Below are 18813 nucleotides of genomic sequence, written 5' to 3' on the forward strand. Positions count from 1 at the left end.
TTATGTTACGATACCAGGATATCAGAGAAATGGCTTACGAAGCCAATATGCAATTGCCCGCACTGGGACTGGTGATCTTCACCTTTGGCAATGTGAGCGCGGCAGACCGCCAGCAGGGCCTGTTTGCGATCAAGCCCAGTGGCGTGCCTTACCAGGAACTATCTCCCGAAAAAATGGTGATAGTGGACTTCGACGGAAAAGTGGTAGACGGCCGCCTGCGCCCTTCTTCAGACACCCTTACGCATGCGGTGCTGTACAAACATTGGGAAGGCATCGGCGGTATTGTGCATACGCATTCCACCTACGCCACCGCCTGGGCGCAGAGCCAGCGCGATATTCCCATCTATGGCACCACTCACGCAGATCATAATACGGTAGACATTCCCTGCGCGCCGCCCATGAGCGACGAGATGATAGCGGGGGATTACGAATATCAGACTGGTTTCCAAATCATGGATACGCTGGCGCAAAGGGGATTGTCGTACCGTGATATAGAAATGATACTCGTGGGCAATCACGCGCCTTTCACCTGGGGCGCCACCGCCGCCAAGGCCGTGTACAACAGCGCCGTACTGGAATCAGTGGCGCAGATGGCGCATCTCACAGAAGCGATCAATGGGAATGCGCCCCGTCTCAAAGATGCCCTCGTCAAAAAACATTATGAACGTAAACATGGCCCAGGTTCCTACTATGGCCAATAAATTGTCCGATATGATCAATCTGAAAACATTAGAGATATGGCTTGTTACCGGTAGTCAGCACCTGTACGGCGAAGCCACCTTGCAACAGGTAGCCGCCCACAGCCAGGAGATCGCAAAAGCGCTCAACTCCGATCTGCGTATACCCCTTACCGTTGTATACAAACCAGTGGTAAAAACACCGGAAGAGATATATGCCACCTGCATGGAAGCCAATGCCAGCGCCAATTGTATCGGTATTGTCGCCTGGATGCATACCTTCTCGCCTGCGAAGATGTGGATACGCGGGCTCAAAGCCTTATCGAAACCCGTCTGTCATCTCCACACACAATATAACCGCGATATTCCCTGGGCCACGATCGATATGGATTTCATGAACCTGAACCAGAGCGCGCATGGCGACCGTGAGTTTGGATTCATGATGAGCCGCATGCGCATCAACCGGAAAGTGATCACCGGCCACTGGCGGGACGCCGCCGTGCTCGAAGAGCTGGGCGCCTGGACACGCGCAGCCGCCGGCTGGCACGACTGGCAGGGCGCACGCTTCGTGCGTTTCGGCGATAACATGCGCTATGTAGCGGTAACCGATGGTGATAAAGTGGAAGCAGAATCGCAGTTCGGTTTTGCTACCAATACCCACGGCATCGGCGACCTGGTAGCGATGATCAACCAGGTCACAGATAGCGCCACCGATACACTGGTGAAAGAATATGCAGATACCTACCGCATCTCCTCCGCTTTGTTGCAGGACGCTGCGTTACGCGATGCCGCGAAGATAGAGCTGGGATTGAAAGCATTTCTGGAAGAGGGGAGATACAAAGGCTTTTCTGATACTTTTGAAGACCTCCACGGCATGGTACAATTGCCCGGCATCGCGGTACAACGCCTGATGCACGCGGGCTACGGCTTCGCCGGAGAAGGCGACTGGAAAACAGCTGCGCTCGTGCGCGCCATGAAAGTAATGGGCAGCGGTATTCCCGGCGGCGCTTCTTTCATGGAAGACTATACCTATCATTTCGATCCGGCCAACCCGCTGGTGCTCGGCGCGCACATGCTGGAGATCTGTTCCTCTATTGCCGACGGCCAGGTTGCCTGTGAAAAGCATCCTTTGGGCATCGGCGGCAAAGCCGATCCGGTAAGGCTTGTATTCAATAGCGCGGCCGGTCCGGCCATCAATGCCTCGCTGGTGGATATGGGGCAACGTTTTCGTTTACTCGTGAACGTAGTAAACGCCGTTGCGCCGCCGCAGGACCTGCCCAAATTGCCCGTAGCGCGCGTGTTGTGGAAACCTTACCCGGATATGAAAACTGCCTGCACGGCCTGGATACTGGCCGGCGGCGCGCATCATACCTGTTACAGTCAGCAGCTGAATGCTGGTCATATGCAGGACTTTGCCGATATCGCCAACATCGAGCTGGCGCTGATCGACCAGGATACCCGCCTGCGTGAGTTCCGCAATGAGTTGCGCTGGAACGAGGCCTGCTTTTAATGCCAACAGCTAAATAGTTCCCGTATGAAAAATGTACTCTCTACCGGCGATGTGATCGTCTTCGTTATTTATTTCTGCATCGTAGCGGCCTATGGCTACTGGATCTATCAACGGAAGAAAAAGAGCAGCACCGATACCAAAGATTTTTTCCTGGCCGAAGGTTCCCTCACCTGGTGGGCGATTGGCGCATCGCTGATCGCTTCCAATATTTCGGCGGAGCAATTCATTGGTATGAGCGGTGACGGCTATTTTGTGGGTATCGCGGTGGCCGCCTATGAATGGATTGCAGCGGTAGCGCTGATTATCATTGCCGTGTGGTTTATTCCGGTGTACCTGAAGAACCGCATCTACACGATGCCGCAATTCCTTAAAACACGCTACAATGAAACAGTGGCCCTGATCATGGCGGTGTTCTGGTTGTTTCTCTATGTATTTGTGAACCTGACATCTATCCTTTATCTCGGCGCGCTGGCCATCAACGGGCTGCTGGGCGGTGAATACCTGCATGTGGTGATGATCGCATTGTCCATCTTTGCAGTGATCATTACATTGGGCGGCATGAAGGTGATCGGCTATACCGATGTGATACAGGTAGGCGTGCTCATCATCGGCGGACTGGCCACCACCTATATGGCCCTGGCATTGGTAAGTGAGCACGCCGGCTTGGGACGTAATGCCCTGGCGGGTTTCAATGCTTTGTTGCGCGATGCGCCGGATCATTTTCATATGATACTCGCCAAACCGGATGCCAGTTCTTCGCAGGAGTATATCAACAAATACCTGGTGTTGCCAGGTATCCTGATGTATGCGGCAGGGCAGTGGATCGTGAACCTCAACTACTGGGGTTGCAATCAGTACATCACACAACGCGCGCTGGGCGCGGATCTGAAGACGGCGCGGCATGGTATCCTGTTCGCCGGTCTGCTCAAGATGATGATGCCTGTGATTGTAATGCTGCCTGGTATTGCCGCCTATGTGCTGCAAAAGAATGGCGCATTACCTGGCCTGGCCAATAAAGACGGCGCCTATGCCGCTATCCTCGGATTTCTGCCGAATGGCCTGAAAGGCTTATCCATCGCGGCATTGACAGCTGCCATCGTAGCCTCGCTGGCAGGGAAGGCCAACAGTATCTCTACTATCTTCACCCTCGATATCTACCATCGCTATATCAACAAAGAAGCGCCGGAAAAGCAACTGGTATGGACAGGCCGCATCGTAGTGATCGTGGCGATGGTGCTGGCGATCTGTTTTACCTGGAAAGACCTGCTGGGCATCGGTGGTGCGGGCGGTTTTACTTTTATTCAGAAGTACACCGGCTTTATCAGTCCGGGCGTATTCGCGATGTTCCTGCTGGGTATGTTCTGGAAACGCACTACCGGCGCGGCAGCCGTGGCAGGTATCATTACCGGTTTCTCGCTTTGCGTATTCTTTAACCAGTTTGCACCGGCAGTGCTGGGGCATGAAACATTCTTCTATACGGCCTATCCCAACGGTAAGGGCGGTTATGAAATTCCCTTCCTCATTTGTATGGGATTGGCTTTTATGTTCACCATGATCGTGATGGTGCTGTTAAGTCTTGCCGGCCCGAAAGTGAATCCACGCGCTTTTGCGCTGGATAAGGAGATGTTTAAGGTGAGCCCGTCTGCGATGGTGATGATTGTGGTGACGTTGCTGATACTATCGGCCTTGTATATACGTTTCTGGTAAATGATTAATTAGTATTTTTATCGGGCTACCGATATGGCGCCCCGCCGGGGCGCATTATGTTATAGCTGTGTTGCTACCAATATAGCGCCCCACCGGGGCGCTGTGATTGATGGTCCGCGTTGTCGATGCCGATGTGCTACCGGGCTTTCGCCCCGGCGGGGCGTCATATTGGTAGAAAACGTGAGCCGTCATGTCATCGCCCCGTAGGGGCGAAATATTGGTAGCCGGAATGTAACCGCGGTCATCAGCCCCGTAGGGGCGACAGCTCGGTAGCCCCGGGTGGAACCCGGGGGCATGCGCCACACGCAATGTGCAATGTGCAACGTGCAATGTGCGACATGCAATGCGCAATGTGCTATGTACAACGTGCGACATGCCACACGATACGTGCCACACGCCACACGCAACACGCAACAAACCACTAATTCATCATTTATGAAAAGATATTCGCAGCAAACGAGAATACTATTTGCCGTTGATTGTATCATTTTCGGGTTCGACGGGCAAGAGCTGAAGCTGTTACTGATACAGCGCGGCTTTGAGCCGTTTAAAGGTAAATGGAGCCTGGTGGGGGGCTTTGTGCAGCCGGATGAAAGTGCAGAAGATGCAGCCGCCCGTGTGCTGGAAAATCTCACCGGGCTGGATGGCATTTACATGGAGCAGCTGCATGCATTCAGTGCGCCTGCCCGCGATACAGTGGAACGCACAGTGTCGGTGGCATATACAGCGCTGATAGATATTCAGCAGCTCAGGCAGCCGCTGAACAAGGACTTCCATGCAGTATGGTTTCCCATCAACCATTACCCGGAACTGATATTCGATCATCAGGATATGGTGAACCTGGCGAAAGAGAAGCTGCGTTACAAAGCGGCGCTGCATCCGTTGTTGCTGGAGTTGCTGCCGGGCAAGTTCACCATCCCGCAATTGCAGCAACTGTACGAATCTGTTTATAACGCTACTTTCGATAAAGGGAATTTCAGCAGGAAGATACTATCGACAAAACTGCTGGTAAAACTCGCTGATAAAGACAAGCTCGGCTCCCGGAAAGGTGCTTTCTATTATAAAGTTGATCGTAAAAAATACAATGCCAATTTTCACGCATTCCTCAACTTTGTGCCTGATCCACATTTGCGCTGAGCGCAGATAAAACAACCCGCTGATGAAAACAAGACCTATCGCGATGTGCATGCTGCTCATCGCTTATGTGTGGCCGCTGGCGGCACAACAGCCTTTGCAGCTCACCGTAAAAGCCGATGAAATAAAAGCCTCCGTATCTCCGCAGATGTGGGGGATATTTTTTGAAGATATCAATTTCGCTGCAGATGGCGGGCTATATGCCGAGCTGGTGAAAAACCGTTCCTTTGAATTCAATACCCCGCTCATGGGATGGCAGATACCTGAGCCGACTGCCGCCAATGGCAAGGCGCTCGTGGTAAACCGTGCAGCGGAAAACGCGGCCAATCCGAGGTTTGCACGGGTAACGGTAAGGGATACACGCAATTTTGTGATGACGAATGAAGGTTTCCGCGGCATGGGTATCCATGAAGGTGAAGTATATCATTTTTCGATGTATGCCCGCCAGCAGGGCGCTGCCAACGTGAAAGTGCGTATCGCCCTGATCGATGAAGGAGGAAAGGAGATCGGCAGTGCGGCTTTGTCGCCATCCGGCAAAAACTGGCAGCTTTACAAAGCCAGTTTCACCGCCAAAGCTACCACGCCTCATGCAAAGCTGCAATTGCAATACAGCGGCCCCGGCGTGCTGGACGTAGATATGATCTCCCTCTTTCCACAGCATACCTGGCAGGAGCGGCCTAATGGCCTCCGGGCCGACCTGGTGCAGCTTCTGGCCGACCTGCATCCCGGGTTTATCCGCTTTCCAGGTGGTTGTATCGTGGAAGGCCGCGATCTCAACAACCGTTATCAATGGAAGAAAACAGTAGGCGCTACGGATCAAAGGGAGCTAATCATCAATCGCTGGAATACGGAGTTCAAAGAGCGCGCGGCGCCGGATTATTTTCAATCGTTCGGACTGGGCTTCTATGAATATTTTCAGCTGGCAGAAGATATCGGCGCTGCGCCGCTGCCGATCCTCAACTGTGGTATGGCCTGTCAGTACAACAGCGGCGAAGTGGCTGCCATCGAGCAGCTCGACCCTTATATCCAGGATGCGCTCGACCTCATCGAATTTGCCAATGGCGCGGTGAGCAGCACCTGGGGCGCGCTCCGCGCGAAGATGGGACACCCCGAACCTTTTAACTTGCAGATGATCGGCATCGGCAATGAACAATGGGGACCACAATACATCGAGCGATATACCCTCTTTGCCAAAGCGATCAAAAGCAAACACCCGGAAATCAGGCTGGTAAACAGTCTTGGCCCCGGTCCCGACGGTGCACAGTTTAATTTCCTGAACGATACCCTGCGCAAACTACATGCCGACATACTCGATGAACATTACTACCGCTCGCCGGAATGGTTCCTGAAAAATGCCGCCCGCTATGATCAGTACGACCGCCAGGGCGCCAAAATATTTGCCGGCGAATATGCCGCGCACAGCACGCAGCATACGGAAGGAGAGCAACGCAGCACCTGGGAATGCGCGCTTGCGGAGGCCGCCTTCATGACCGGCCTGGAACGTAATGCCGACGTGGTGGCGATGGCTTCCTATGCGCCGCTGCTCGCACATGTGGATGCCTGGCAATGGGCGCCTGATCTTATCTGGTTCGATAACCTCCGCGCCTATGGCACGCCTTCTTACTACGTACAGCAGCTGTATGCCCGCAACCGGGGCAGCAAGGTAGTGCCCATCCTGCAAAATGGAAAAGCGCTGACAGGGCAGGATAGCGTGTATGCGTCGGCGGTAGTAGACAATAACGGCGATGTGATCGTGAAACTGGTGAACACTTCCGCCAGCGCGAAGCCCATCGTGATGCAGATACAGGGCGGCAGCGAAGGAGAACATGTGGCGCGCTTAAATACCCTGCAAAATGACGATTTACAGGCGCGCAATTCACTCGATCATCCTGTGCCGGTATCGCCCATGGAAAAATACATTGTCGTAAAGGACAATACCTACCAGGCGGAGATGTTGCCCCATTCGTTCTATGTGTTAAGGGTGGGGGGAATGAGACATTAAAGTGCTATTTGGCGCTTATTCTTTCACCATCCGGCAACCATACAGCGGTCCCGCGCTGTTATTGGCTTTGGGCACAAAGCGCACCTGTACGGTGTGTTTGCCTTTGGTCAGCTCCGCCGGAACAGGATAAGCCATATCATAGAATTTACTTTCCTTAAAACGATTGATGTCTACGGTGGCGATCAGCGTATTTTCTACGAAGATATCGAAGGTACGGCCGCGGTTGTCCATGCCCCAGTAGGTGCATTGCAGTGAATGCTTGCTCTCAGGCGATACGCGCATCGTAAAAGTGAAATGGCCGTCCGGCCCTGCCATGCGCCATTTGCGGCCATGTTCCTCTTCTGTGCTGATCTTTTCGCCGCTGAACTGGTGATCGCGCTCCGGCTGCATTTCACCCGGGCGGAAAATATCGGTGGTACGGGCATCCAGCTCCTGCTGCTTTCTTTTTTCTGCAGCATATACCGCCTGCTGTTGCTGCCAGCGTTCGGGAGAGAACACATCCCAGTACACGGTATAGTATTCGTTGCGGGTTTCGTTGAAGGGGATGAGCGTTACATCCTGCGGCTGTGCGGCGCCATGGGTGCGGAACGCCAGCGATGCGCCTTCGCTGCGCGCGATCCAGGTGGCGGGCGATGCGTTTGGTGTTACCAGCACCGGCACGCCCCTTACAGGGTCCGGCTCTTTGTTGCCCAATACCCCGGAAAGCAGCAGGGGACCGTAGAAGAGCGCCTGCCGCCCGGGATTGTCCGGCAGTGATACCGCGTAAACGGTGGCCGGCAAAGTAAGCGTAATGCGGTCATTGTTTTGCCATTGGCGTTGCAGGACGATGTAGCCGCTGCTATCTGTTTGCCACGCCTGCGCTTTGCCGTTTACCTGTAATGCCACGCCATCGGCCGCCCATGCGGGTTTGCGGATACGTATGGTAAATGACACCGGCCGACGTGCACTAACGGTAAAGGTTACACGATTTTCAGCAGGCAGCTGGCCTTCCTGTTTGATCCTGATATTTTTCTCCCGCCATTCCAGGATAGAGGGGATGAAGAGATTGACATACAAACTGCCATCTTTCCCGCGATAGTAAATGCTTTCGCCATACTTCACATGATTTTCCATACCTGAACCTACGCAGCAGGTGAAGGTTTCAAACTCATTGCTGTATTCTTTTCTGCCGCCCATGCGCAGCGGCACGAAATAGCACATCATACCGGTTTCATGATTTTGCGATGCCAGGATATGGTTGTACAGCGCTCTTTCGTAATAGTCCATGAGCCGGGCCTGCGGCGCAAGTGCAAACAGGTGCCGCGTCAGCTTCAGCATATTATAGGTATTGCAGGTTTCGGTGGTATTATCGCTGAGCGCATCATTGAGTTGCCGCGCCGGCCCGAAATATTCATAGTTGCTGTTGCCGCCGTTGGCATAGGAATGGTCGCGGGTAACGGTTTCCCAGAAGAAGGCGGCAATGGCCGCATCCGTGGTATCGTGCGTCAGCTCGTAACGACGGATGCAGGCGATAGCCTTTGGTATCTGCGTATTGGAATGTTTACCGGGCAGGATATCCTTGCGGGCCGCCAGCGAATCGAGAATGCGTTTATCATGGAAGCGGCGGGAGAGGGCGAGGTATTTTTCGTCGCCGCTCAAAGCATAAGTATTGGCAAGGGTTTCGGCCATGCCGCCATATTCGCAGATCAGCATCTGCTGCATCTGTTGTTCGGAGAGATGGCTCACTTCCGCTGCGGTCCAGTCGGCAAGGCCTTTATTCACTTGCCAGGCCTGCGCGTTGTGGCAATATAGCCAGGCATCCAGCAGTCCGGCCATGATCTTGTGCACGGTATACCAGGGCGACCAGCCCCCATTGAGATCGAAGCCGCGGGAGCGGATATCGCCGGCTGCTACTTCGGCCCATAATTTTTCATCATCCGGGAAAGCGCCGATATAGCCGTTGTGGCGCGCCTGCTGGCAAAGCGCCAGTTCGCTTACCAGGTAATTGACGCGTTGCAGATAGGCGCTGTCTTTTGTAGCGGCATAATGCATCGCGCAGGCCGAGAGATAATGCCCCATGGTATGCCCGGCAAGACCGCCCGTTTCCCAGCCGCCATATTGCCGGCCTTTGGGCGGAAGGCCCGCATTGCTGCGGAAGGCCGCCAGCAGGCGGTCGGGGTCTATTTTTAGCAGGTAGCGCGCATCCGCCTGCATCGCAGTTTTGAAAGGACCATCCAGTAAAGTCACGTCAGATAAAGGAAAGGGATAGGCGCGGATATCCACCGCCGGCAATACTTTCATGCGCTGCTCCTGCCACTCCGGCACATAGGATTGCGCAAATGCACTGCTACAGAGCAGCAGGGCTGTTATCAGTCTTTTCATACCGACAAGATAATACTTATTTTATAATTGTTTAAATGACAATTATAATTTACTATCTTGCCAGCCTATAACAATTAACACATGAGGCCATACTGGAAGGCGCTCTTTACCGGCGCCAGCATGTTGCTCTCCTGCGCTGCCGCGGCGCAATTGAAGAAAGATTACCCGATCCGGCCGGTGCCCTTCACGCAGGTGAAGGTCAGCGACCGCTTCTGGGCGCCGAAGCTGCGTACCAACACGCAGGTAACGATCCCCTATACCCTGGAGCAATGCCGGAAAACGGGCCGGATCGATAATTTTTTACGGGCAGCAGGCAAGCTGCCTGCCGATCATCTCACCGAATATCCCTTCGATGATACCGATCTTTATAAAGTGATCGAAGGCGCTTCCTATGGCTTGCAGGTACAGCCCAATCCTGCGCTGGAAAAATATCTCGACACCCTCATCAGTATCATCGGCGCTGCACAGGAACGCGATGGTTATCTCTATACCTTCCGAACCATGAAGGCCGCAAAACCGCATGAGTGGATCGGCAGCAAACGCTGGGAGAAAGAAGAAGACCTCAGTCATGAACTGTACAATGCCGGCCACCTTTTCGAGGCCGCAGTGGCGCATTTCCAGGCAACAGGCAAAAGGTCCCTGCTGGATATCGCGATCAAAAATGCCGATCTGCTCGTGCGTGTTTTTGGCTGGGGCAAGGAAGAGAAATTTCCCGGCCACCAGATCGTGGAAACGGGCCTCACGCGCTTGTACCGCGTGACGGGCAAACAACAATACCTCGATCTCGCCCGGTTTTTCCTCGATGTGCGCGGCCCGGGAACGCCGTATAGCCAGGAGTATAGCCAGTCGCACAAAAAAGTAACAGACCAGCATGAAGCCGTGGGCCATGCGGTACGCGCCACTTACATGTACACCGGTATGGCCGATGTGGCGGCGCTTACGGGCGATCGTCAATATCTCCACGCCATCGATGATATCTGGGAAGATGTAGTGAACCGGAAACTGTACATCACCGGCGGCATCGGCGCCACCGGCGCAGGAGAGGCCTTCGGAGCGGCTTACGACCTGCCGAACATGTCGGCCTATGCGGAAACCTGTGCGGCTATCGCCAATGTGTACTGGAACAGCCGCATGTTCCTGCTGCATGGCGATGCCCGTTACATCGATGTGCTGGAACGCACGCTGTACAATGGTTTGCTCTCGGGCGTATCGCTCAGCGGCGATCGTTTCTTCTACCCTAATCCACTGGCGTCTATGGGGCAGCATCAACGCAGCGCCTGGTTTGGCTGTGCATGCTGCATCTCCAATATGACCCGCTTCCTGCCTTCGATGCCGGGTTACATCTATGCAAAGAAAGACGATGATCTCTACCTGAATCTCTTTGTAGGAGATACCGCACAGATACAATTAAAATCGGGGAAGATAAAAATTATACAGCAGACAGATTATCCATGGGAGGGAAGAGATGAGATCACGCTGGAACCTGCGCGGCCGCTGCCTTTCACATTGCGGGTGCGTATCCCCGGATGGGCGCAGGGCCATCCTGTGCCGGGCAGTTTGTATGTAGAAGAAGACAGCGCCGCAGTGAATATCCCGCTCACGATCAACGGTCAGCCCTTATCTTATAAAATAGAAAAAGGTTACGCAGTGATCAAACGTACCTGGAAGAAGGGCGATAAACTGGTGATCGATTTTCCGATGGCCGTTAAGAAAGTATTAGCCGCTGCGCCTGTGAAGGCCGACAGTCGCCGCTTTGCGCTGGAGCGCGGCCCGCTCATGTTCTGCCTCGAAGGGCCGGACAACAAAGATGCGGTGGTACAAAATATCGTGGTCGATAAACAGGCGGCGGTACAAACCGTCTTCCGTCCCGAACTGCTCAATGGCATCCTGACCTTGCAAATGCCCGGCAGCGCCGCCAGCAGGCAATTGCATAGCGATAGTATAATTACCACGCAACAAACGGTAACGGCTATACCGTATTATGCCTGGGCGAATCGTGGCCCTGCTGAGATGACAGTTTGGATTCCTTACGAAACATCGGCCGCCCGCCCGAAACCTGCGCCCACCATCGCTTCCAAGAGCAAGGTGCTGGCATCGGTGAAGAATGAGCGCATGTACAAGGCGGTCAATGACCAATACGATCCGCAGGACTCTAAAGATAACAGCGCCGTTTACCTGCACTGGTGGCCTAACAAAGGCACAACAGAATGGATCAGCTATGAATTCGACAGCGTTCATACGGTGAGCCGCTCCCGTGTGTATTGGTATGATGATGGCCCTTTCGGCGGTTGCCGTATCCCTGCCGCATGGAAACTATATTACAAACAAGGTAACAGCTGGATACCTGTTAAGAACATCGTGCCATATCCTGTCACGAAAGACCGCTACGATACTGTCACCTTCGAGCCTGTGGCTACTTCCGCTATGAAGCTGGAAGTACAGCTGCCGGCCGATAATTCATCCGGGGTACACGAATGGACGGTGGAATAATCACCGTTATTAGTTTTCGGGGAAAAGATGTATTTTATCTTTCTATGAAAACGATCCGTTGCATTTACTTTTCCACGTTGTGGCTGCTGCTGTCGATGCAGCTGCCTGCACAATCCACGGTGGTGAATGGCCGGTTGAAACCCGGCATCTGGCCTGCCTCGTGGATCGCCTGTCCGGGCGCTCCCGCCAAAGCATATGGCGTGTATCATTTCAGGCGGGTTATTTCACTGCCTGTCAAACCCGCTACCTTCAAGGTACATGTAACTGCGGATAACCGTTACCGTTTGTTCGTGAACGGCAAAGCCGTTTGCAGCGGGCCTGCCCGCGGCGACCTGTTCAACTGGTATTACGAAACGGTAGATATCGCGCCATACCTGCAAAGCGGCAACAATACCATTGCAGCTCTGGTGTGGAATATGGGCGAGCTGGCGCCGGTGGCGCAGATCAGCAACCGTACCGGTTTTTTATTACAGGGAGATGGAGAAGAAGAGAACATCATCAATACCAACACGCACTGGAAGGTGTTGCACGACAGCGCCTACTCGCCCTGCTCCACCGACAATGGCCAGCGCCTGCATGCCTACATCGTTACCGGCCCCGGCGATGAGATACAGGGCAATGCCTATCCCTGGGGATGGGAGCAGCCAGGCTATAACGACAGCAGCTGGCACACCGCTATGACTATCGCCACCCGCGCCACGCCGGAAGGTTACGGCACCGATAATTTCTGGACCCTCGCACCGCGCAGCATCCCGCTTTTTGAAGAGTTACGGCAACGCATATACGTAGTGAGGCGTAGCAGGGGGATCAATATAAAGGAAGGATTCACAGATGGCGGTCATCCGCTCCATATCCCAGCGCACAGCACCGTGCAGCTATTGCTGGACCAGACGTATAATACAGTCGCCTATCCGGAATTGCGCGTGAGCAAAGGAAAGGGAGCCAGCATCAAACTCACCTACGCAGAAGCCCTGTTCGATGAAGCCGGGCAGAAAGGCAACCGCAATGAGATAAACGGCAAAGAGATCATCGGTAACTATGATCTCTTTCATCCCGATGGCGGCGCCGACAGGCAGTTCCGGCCGCTCTGGTTCCGGACTTACCGCTACCTGCAACTGGATATCACTACGGGCAGCGAGCCTCTCGTGATCAATGAGCTTTATGGCATGCGTACCGGCTATCCCTTGCAGCTCAAAGCGGACTTCAGCTGCAACGACAGCTCTCTCAACAACATCTGGCAAACCGGCTGGCGTACCGCGCAGCTCTGTGCCGGCGAAACTTATTTCGATTGCCCCTACTACGAACAGTTGCAATACGAAGGCGATACCCGTATACAGTCCCTCATCTCACTCTACACCAGCGGCGATGATCGCCTGATGCGCAAGGCGCTGATGGATTTCTATCATTCCAGAACGCCCGACGGGCAGCCGCAGGGCCGCTATCCCAGTAACCGTTTACAAGTAATACCCACCTTTTCATTGTTCTGGATATCGATGATCCACGACTACTGGATGTACCGCCAGGATGATGCTTATCTCCAGCAATTCCTTTCCGCCGTTAAAGATGTGCTGGACTGGCACGAGCGCGGCATCAACCCGCAAACCGGTATGCTTGGGCCTTTGAGCTGGTGGAGCTTTATCGACTGGGTACCTGGCCTCGACAATTTCGATGGCGGCGGCGAGCATAATACAGCCATCCGCACTTTGCATTATGCCTATACTTTATCACAGGCAGCGCAGCTGGCAGATTATTTCGGGCAGAAAGAAAATGCTGCACACTGGCGGCAGCTGGCAGCTATGCTCAACGCCCGCACCTATCAACAATGTTTCGATACTGCCAGAGGCGTAATGGCCGATGCCCCTGAAAAGCGCAGCTACAGCCAGCATGCGAACATCATGGCGGCGCTCAGCGGCGCTATTGATGGCAAAGAGATGCAACATGTTTTGCAAAAAGTGCTCAGTGATAGCACGCTGAGCCAGGCTACATTTTACTATCGATTCTATCTCACGCAAGCGCTGAAAAAGGCCGGCATGGCGGATGTGTATTATAGTCAGCTCGGACCCTGGCGGAATATGCTGAAGATCGGTCTTACCACTTTCGCAGAAAAACCGGAGCCTACGCGCTCGGATTGTCATGCCTGGGCGGCCAGTCCAAATTACGATTTCCTGGCTACCATTTGCGGCATCGTGCCCGATGCACCTGGATTCCGCAAAGTATTGATAGCGCCTGCTCCCGGGCCGCTAACGCAGGTGCATGGCGTATTACCGCATCCGGCAGGCAATATAACGGTAACGCTTACACGTAATGGAGCGCAGGGAATTAGTGGTACCGTGATATTGCCGCCAGGCCTTAACGGGCGTTTCAGCTGGCAGGGTAAAGAGATGCCATTACATGAAGGCAGCCAGCAGGTGAGGTTATAGAGAGAAGGACGCAACCATCTTAAAGGATATGATGAAACAATTATTCGTACTGCTTGTCTGCCTGAAAACCGCTACAGCCGCTGCGCAGCAGCAGTGGCCACTTTATACGGACAGTATCCCCAATTCAATTGCAGTGGCTGATGCGGAAGAAAGGCGGCCCGATGCCACCGTGGATACGCTGGTCCTGAAAGTATCGCGGCCTACGCTCACGGTGTACCCGCCCGCGGCCGGCAAAGCCAATGGCACGGCGGTGATCATCTGCCCCGGTGGCGGCTATCACCTGCTTTGTATCAAGATGGAAGGGGAGAAGGTGGCGCGGGCCTTTGCGCAACAAGGCGTTACTGCCTTTGTACTGAAATACCGCCTGCCCGACCAGCATACCATGCGAACGCCATCCATCGGGCCTTTGCAGGATGCGCAGCAGGCCATCCTGACGGTGCGGCAACAGGCAGCGCGCTGGCATATCGATCCGCATCGCGTAGGCATCATGGGCTTCTCTGCGGGTGGCCACCTCGCGGCTACGGCGGGCACACACTTTTCGCAAGGGTGCATTCCTAATCCCGCGCATGTTAGTCTGCGCCCCGATTTCATGCTGCTGGTGTACCCGGTGATCAGCTTTTCCGACAGCATCGGCCACCAAGGTTCGCGTACCAACCTTTTAGGCGCATCGCCGAAGAAGGCCGATGTTATTGCCTTTTCCAATGAATGGCAGGTAAGCAATGCTACGCCCCCTGCTTTGCTGCTGCATGCGGCAGATGATAAAGTAGTGTCGGTGAGTAACAGCATACAGTTTTATGAGGCATTGCGCAGGCATCACGTAGCGGCGGCTTTGCACATATATGAAAAGGGCGATCATGGCTTTCTGCAAGAGCCGCCCTTCGCGGATTGGTTTGGCCGCTGCCTGCAATGGATGCGTGGAAACAACTGGATACGCTAGGCCATTTTTCTCCCGGCGAAGCGGATCACGGCGCCTTTGCCGATGTGAGATTCCCCTTCATCGAGCCATACATCTGTATCTTCCAGTAAGAGGATATCATAGTTGCTGAAATCGCTGAGCAGCTCTTCGCGGGAATAGAGCATGTCTATTTCTGTGGGGCCGCCAACTTCAGGGTGCGCGCGCCTGTAATCAAGATGACGCTTGCTGAAGGCTTCGAGGAGAATGATACCGCCGGGGCGTAAACAGGCGTCCAGCTTGTGATGGAACAGGGATTTCTTCTCTGCCGCAAAATGCGCGTAGATCAGGCCTATGGCGTCGAACCGGGCATCGTCGAATGATAGTTGTGCGAGGTCGCCCACGATGTAATCGATAGATACGTTGCGTTCCCGGGCCAGTTGCAGGGCTTTGGCCTGCCCGGTGATGCTGAGGTCAAAAGCGGTAACGTCCCATCCTAACTGTGCCGCATATACGCCGTTGCGGCCTTCGCCGTCTGCCGGCATCAGGATCGCGCCGGGTGCGAACTCCGGCAGCCATTCCCGGAAAAATTCATTAGGCGCTTTGCCGAAAGCATAGGTAGCTTCCTGGTAGCGTTCCTCCCATTTTCTTTTGTAATCTTCCTCCCGGTTCATAAACAGCTTTTTTGCTGCAATTTAGCCCCCTGGCGACTTTGCGGAGCAGGACAAAAACGTAGTTCAACAGTACTTATCTGAAATGCTGCCGGTATTTCTGTGGAGCGTGACCGGTATGTTTACGGAAGAAGCGTACAAAATAAGAAGCATCTTCATACCCCAGTTGGCACGCGATTTCTTTCACCTGCGCCGGGGTGGCCAGCAGCAACCTTTTTGCCTCAAGGATGATGCAGTTGTTGATCAGCTCCGAGCAATTTTTCCCGGCGGCAGTTTTGGTAATGTTATTCAGCTGATAGATGGAGAGATGCAGCTGTGCGGCATACCAGGCCACTTGTTTGTGGTGGGAGAGGTGCGTTTCCAGTAAGGCGATCAGCTCATGATAACGTTGCTGTATATACGAATCGCCGGGTGCTGCCGGCGCTTGTTGCCGGCGCCGTAACAACCCGATGAAGAAGAGATCGAGGCTGGCGCGGATGGCATCCAGGTATTTGTCTTCCTGCTGCCTGTTTTCCTGGAATATATGTTGCAGCAAAGGATACAACGCTGACCACTGGCGGCTATCCAGCTGCCAGGCATTTTGCATGGAAGCCTCGCGCAGCAAGGGGCTATGATAAAAATCGGGTGTAAAATGCAGCAGGTAGCCTTCACAGGGTGAGTGTAATACAAGTTGGTGTACTTGTCCGGGCCGCAGCAGGAACACACAATGATCGTTCACAGTATAAGGCTCAAAATCAATCTCATGGCTGCCGCTGGCCTTTTTCAGCGCCAGCAGGAAAAAGAAATCATGCCGGTGTATGTCTTGTATCATATCACGACCGCCCATCATCTCCGCTACATCGCGGATGAAGAAGGCCGCCGGCATTGCGGCGATATGCCGTACAGGAATTGTTTGCATCTTGGCCATATGTAAAGGTAGGGAGTATGCCAATGATTAATATCTCCTTAAAAAAAATCTCCCCATGATAAATATTTCATTTTAGTTGTACCTTGCTTGCCGTTAATAATAACGGAACCAGTCTGAAGAACCGTGCTGTAGTCATTTGCCCAAAGCCTTGCTGTACTGAAGGAAGGTTTACACCCATGATGCATTTGTCAGTCAATTTGTTGGACGCTAAAGTATTTACCCTGGCCAAACCATGTCTGCCATGAATACCTTTGAAACCTTTATTCACCAAATTCAACTCCTATGAGAAAAACTGATCTATCCTTGCAAAAGCTCTGTGGATCTTTACTTCCACTATGTATCCTTTATTTTACCGGATGTCATAAACCTGATGTACTGGGTGGTAAAAATGACCACGGCGGATCAAATACCTCCGGTACCAGCGCGTGGCCGGCGTCGCCACCTGCGGAGGTTTGCGGCAACACGCAATTGTTGACGGGGCCTGCTACTGCGCCAGCCGGCGCAATCAGGGTGCCGGCCGGTGATAACCATAGTTTCGACTTTCATGTGAAAGGAGCCACTTTCTACCTGGAATCCGGCGTGCATACCATCGGAAAAGATACGCTTAGTCAGATCATACCGGCCGACAGTACCACGTTTATCGGTGCGCCAGGCGCCATCCTGGATGGCCAGCATATCAACCAGTACGCGTTTACACAACGGGCCAGTAACGTAACGATCCGTTATCTTACCATCCGCAACTTCATGGCGCCGCGCGACGAAGGCGTTGTGAACCACGATGCCGGCGACAGATGGACCATCGAGTATAATACCATCTCCAATAACAAAGGCGCAGGCCTGATGGCCGGACCTAATAATATTTACCGTTATAATTGTATAAAAGACAACGGTCAATATGGTATCAACTCCTGTTGTGGAACAGAGCTCAACGAGGTGGCCAATTTTGTATTGGATCATAACGAAATTACAGGTAACAATACAGACGACTGGGAGAAAAAGATCGATGGATGCGGCTGTACCGGCGGCGTAAAATTCTGGATCAACAAAAATGTCACCGTAACAAATAATTGGGTGCATAACAATAAAGGAGTAGGCCTGTGGCTGGATAATAATAACCGTGGCTTCCTGATCGAAAATAATTATATCAACGACAACGATGGAAATGGATTGATGATAGAAGCCGGTTATGATGCCAGCGTACGCTTCAATAATTTTAGGAAGAATGCGATCGTTGCTGGTATGGAGAGTGCAAGAAAAGGAGATTATTTCCCGGTGCCGGCAATATATATTTCCGAAGCTGGCAGCCCGCAGGGATATAATATGCGCACTTTTCCCATGCTGATCAGCAATAATAATTTTGAAAATAACTGGGGTGGCGTAGTACTGTGGGAGAATTCAAACAGGTATAGCGGATCCAGTGCCAACACCCACCAGGCGGGCACTATCAAGATGAAAAGCCTGTACGATGATTCTCCCTGTAAATCCGGTATATCGGATGTAATCCCCGGCAGTATTGTCGATAAATTTATCTGCCGCTGGTCAACAGAAAATGTGATAGTAGAGAATAATGATTTCAGGATAGACAAAACGCAGGTGGGAGGCGGCAACTACAGCGGTATCAACGGGATATTTTCCGAGTACGGTTCCTTCCCTGAATTTGCCGGCTACCAGATCCCCTGGCGGATCACCTTTCAGCAGGGTAATGTGTTCCGCAATAACCATTATTTCGGCGACTGGCAATTTGCCGGATTTGAAGTAACGGCGCCCGATGGCTCCCGTGTATCCTGGAAGGACTGGACCGCTCCTGCGCCTCCCGTACCCGATAAGCCTACCGCTGATAACCGCCCGGCAACATTCGGACAGGATCAGGGCAGTACTTATGTGAAATAACACTGTAAGCTGTCTGCATCTGGTGGAACTAACTTTGCTTTGTAAATCAGTATTGATTGCAACAATAAAATCCACCAATTATGAAAAAGCAATCGACTTCACCTAAGTTACAGTTGAAAAAAATTAAAGTAGCCAGTCTGAGCGGATGGACT

General features: G+C 53.1%; 12 protein-coding genes. 9 read left to right on the forward strand and 3 right to left on the reverse strand.

Features of this window, described 5'->3' with window-relative positions; all coding sequences use genetic code 11:
• Positions 1-2: 2 nt before the first annotated feature.
• The 5 genes from FPG75_RS06070 (at position 3) to FPG75_RS06090 (ending at position 7030) form a co-directional block, all read left to right on the forward strand.
• Positions 3-701 carry an L-ribulose-5-phosphate 4-epimerase gene (locus FPG75_RS06070; RefSeq protein ID WP_143305873.1) on the forward strand — a complete coding sequence of 233 codons (699 nt, stop codon included), beginning with the start codon at positions 3-5 and terminating at the stop codon, positions 699-701.
• 10 nt (positions 702-711) lie between these two features.
• The gene (araA, locus tag FPG75_RS06075; RefSeq protein ID WP_143305874.1) at positions 712-2187 is read left to right on the forward strand and encodes an L-arabinose isomerase; all 1476 of its coding nucleotides are present in this window, start codon (positions 712-714) and stop codon (positions 2185-2187) included.
• A gap of 24 nt (positions 2188-2211) precedes the next feature.
• Complete coding sequence (locus FPG75_RS06080; RefSeq protein ID WP_143305875.1) at positions 2212-3894, forward strand: sodium:solute symporter family transporter; 1683 nt, start codon at positions 2212-2214, stop codon at positions 3892-3894.
• A 435-nt stretch (positions 3895-4329) separates the two neighbouring features.
• A complete protein-coding gene (locus tag FPG75_RS06085) occupies positions 4330-5031 on the forward strand; it encodes an NUDIX hydrolase (protein ID WP_143305876.1) in 702 nt (233 codons plus the stop codon).
• Positions 5032-5053: 22 nt separating this feature from the next.
• Positions 5054-7030 (forward strand): alpha-L-arabinofuranosidase C-terminal domain-containing protein, encoded by a 1977-nt coding sequence (locus tag FPG75_RS06090; RefSeq protein WP_143305877.1) that lies wholly within the window; start codon positions 5054-5056, stop codon positions 7028-7030.
• Positions 7031-7045: 15 nt separating this feature from the next.
• Here FPG75_RS06090 and FPG75_RS06095 read toward each other — a convergent pair whose 3' ends face one another.
• On the reverse strand, positions 7046-9391 hold the full coding sequence (locus tag FPG75_RS06095; RefSeq protein ID WP_143305878.1) for a glycoside hydrolase family 127 protein: 2346 nt from the start codon (positions 9389-9391) through the stop codon (positions 7046-7048).
• A gap of 81 nt (positions 9392-9472) precedes the next feature.
• Between FPG75_RS06095 and FPG75_RS06100 the strand changes: the two genes are divergently transcribed.
• Genes FPG75_RS06100 through FPG75_RS06110 form a run of 3 tightly spaced genes read left to right on the forward strand, consistent with a single transcriptional unit; the run spans position 9473 to position 15238 of the window.
• On the forward strand, positions 9473-11881 hold the full coding sequence (locus FPG75_RS06100; protein WP_201747894.1) for a glycoside hydrolase family 127 protein: 2409 nt from the start codon (positions 9473-9475) through the stop codon (positions 11879-11881).
• Between the two features lie 44 nt (positions 11882-11925).
• The gene (locus tag FPG75_RS06105; RefSeq protein ID WP_161596685.1) at positions 11926-14301 is read left to right on the forward strand and encodes an alpha-L-rhamnosidase-related protein; all 2376 of its coding nucleotides are present in this window, start codon (positions 11926-11928) and stop codon (positions 14299-14301) included.
• Between the two features lie 28 nt (positions 14302-14329).
• Complete coding sequence (locus tag FPG75_RS06110; protein ID WP_201747895.1) at positions 14330-15238, forward strand: alpha/beta hydrolase; 909 nt, start codon at positions 14330-14332, stop codon at positions 15236-15238.
• Here the strand turns inward: FPG75_RS06110 and FPG75_RS06115 are convergent.
• Positions 15235-15867, reverse strand: coding sequence for a class I SAM-dependent methyltransferase (locus FPG75_RS06115; RefSeq protein WP_143305880.1), 633 nt, complete (start codon positions 15865-15867; stop codon positions 15235-15237). The genes FPG75_RS06110 and FPG75_RS06115 overlap by 4 nt on opposite strands.
• A gap of 73 nt (positions 15868-15940) precedes the next feature.
• Complete coding sequence (locus FPG75_RS06120; protein ID WP_161596686.1) at positions 15941-16762, reverse strand: helix-turn-helix domain-containing protein; 822 nt, start codon at positions 16760-16762, stop codon at positions 15941-15943.
• A 291-nt stretch (positions 16763-17053) separates the two neighbouring features.
• On the opposite strand from FPG75_RS06120, the gene FPG75_RS06125 reads away from it, so the two are divergent.
• Complete coding sequence (locus FPG75_RS06125; protein ID WP_143305882.1) at positions 17054-18661, forward strand: right-handed parallel beta-helix repeat-containing protein; 1608 nt, start codon at positions 17054-17056, stop codon at positions 18659-18661.
• Positions 18662-18813 lie beyond the last annotated feature (152 nt).

This window comes from Chitinophaga vietnamensis (genome assembly GCF_902167635.1).
GTDB classification, from domain to species: Bacteria; Bacteroidota; Bacteroidia; order Chitinophagales; family Chitinophagaceae; genus Chitinophaga; species Chitinophaga vietnamensis.